The following is a 1,705-nucleotide window of genomic DNA, read 5'->3' as shown; positions in this document are numbered from 1 at the left end:
GGAAATCCGGATCGGTTTCCAGAGCGTTCTGCACGCGTTCCAGATAGTCAACCTCCGAATCCAGAGCCAGCAGGTGCTGAGCATTCCTCAGGTACTGGTGCCGCACCTGCATCCAGACGGACAGCTTCGGAGCCAGCGCGACGCCGCCATAGAGCAATACCGACACCACCAGCGCGCACCAGAACAGAAGCGACGTCACCCAGGCGGATGCCGTGTGAGCCGATTCCCGGTCGTTCTGAAGCGTTTCGGATGGACTCATCGGCAACGGCATTCTGAATCCGGACACGTTTTGACGATCAGCGGAAACGAATCGGTCGGCCGTCGCCAGCGGGATGATTCACGCCCGGTTTCGGGTTCCGGCAGGACGCCATCCTCGCCTGATTGCCGCTACGAAATCGTTCCGCCGAAGCAGGCGGTTTCGCCCAGAATTTCCTCGATCCGCAGCAATTGGTTGTACTTGCAGATTCGGTCCGTTCGGCTGGCGGATCCCGTTTTGATCTGACCGGTTCGCAATGCGACAGCCAGGTCGGCGATGGTGGTGTCTTCCGTTTCGCCGGACCGGTGACTCATGACCGCCGTGTAACCATTTTGATAGGCCAGTTGGACGGTCTGAATCGTCTCCGACAGCGTGCCGATCTGGTTCACTTTGACGAGAATGCTGTTTGCGATCCCCTTGTCGATTCCTTCCTTCAGGCGTTTGACATTGGTGACAAACAGATCGTCGCCGACCAACTGGCAGCGGCTGCCAATGCTATCGGTCAGTTTCTTCCAGCCGTCCCAGTCATCTTCGCTGCAACCGTCTTCGATCGAACAGATTGGATACCTGTCGACCCATCCGGCCAGCAGTTCGACCATACCATCAGAATCGATGGACTTGCCTTCCAGCGTGTACTTGCCGTTTTTTTCGTCATAGAACTCCGTGGCTGCGCAGTCGAGTGCAATTTTGATCTGATCGCCGGGAGTGTAGCCCGCGCTTTCGATAGCCGTCAGGATGACTTCAATGGCTTCCTGATTCGTTTTCAGGTCCGGAGCGAAACCGCCTTCGTCGCCGACGGCTGTGCTGAGTCCTCTGCCGGCAAGAACCTTCTTCAGATGATGAAAGACTTCCGTGCCGGCTCGCAGAGATTCGCTGAACGATTCGAAGCCCAGTGGCATAACCATGAACTCCTGAATGTCGATCCCGTTGTTGGCGTGTTCTCCGCCGTTGATGATGTTCATCATCGGAGCCGGCAGGCAGTTGGCTCCCACGCCGCCCAGGTAACGAAACAGCGGAAGAAAGCTGCTGCGAGCCGCCGCGTGAGCTGCCGCCAGCGAACATGCCAGAATCGCGTTGGCTCCCAGACGCGACTTGTTGTCCGTGCCGTCCAGATCGATCATGACGTTGTCGATCACGATCTGGTCAGTGACATCCAGGTCAATGATCGCGTCGGCGATTTCTTCGTTGACATTTTGAACGGCCTGCCGAACTCCCTTGCCAAGGAACCGCTTCCTGTCGTCGGAATCGCGCAGTTCGCAGGCTTCGTGCGCTCCGGTGCTGGCGCCGCTGGGAACGGCCGCACGACCGATCGTGCCGTCTTCGAGTTCAATATCCACTTCAACGGTCGGGTTGCCGCGGCTGTCGAGAATTTCGCGTGCGTGAACGGCGGAGATGGGCATATTCATGGGATTGAGTCTTCAGTGTTCAGTTCTGGTTCCGGGGCTTCAG

2 protein-coding genes are annotated in these 1,705 nt (G+C 57.8%); both read right to left on the bottom strand.

The window, feature by feature from the left end:
- Positions 1-259, bottom strand: a 259-nt coding sequence (locus R3C19_27455; protein ID MEZ6064100.1) for a hypothetical protein, incomplete at its 3' end; no start/stop codon positions are given.
- A gap of 128 nt (positions 260-387) precedes the next feature.
- Positions 388-1,662 (bottom strand): phosphopyruvate hydratase, encoded by a 1,275-nt coding sequence (gene eno / locus R3C19_27450; GenBank protein ID MEZ6064099.1) that lies wholly within the window; start codon positions 1,660-1,662, stop codon positions 388-390.
- Positions 1,663-1,705 lie beyond the last annotated feature (43 nt).

It is taken from the genome of Planctomycetaceae bacterium, assembly GCA_041398785.1.
GTDB lineage: Bacteria > Planctomycetota > Planctomycetia > Planctomycetales > Planctomycetaceae > JAWKUA01.
The sequence above is the reverse complement of the archived record's forward strand: the minus strand, read 5'-3'. Positions and strand labels throughout refer to the sequence as shown.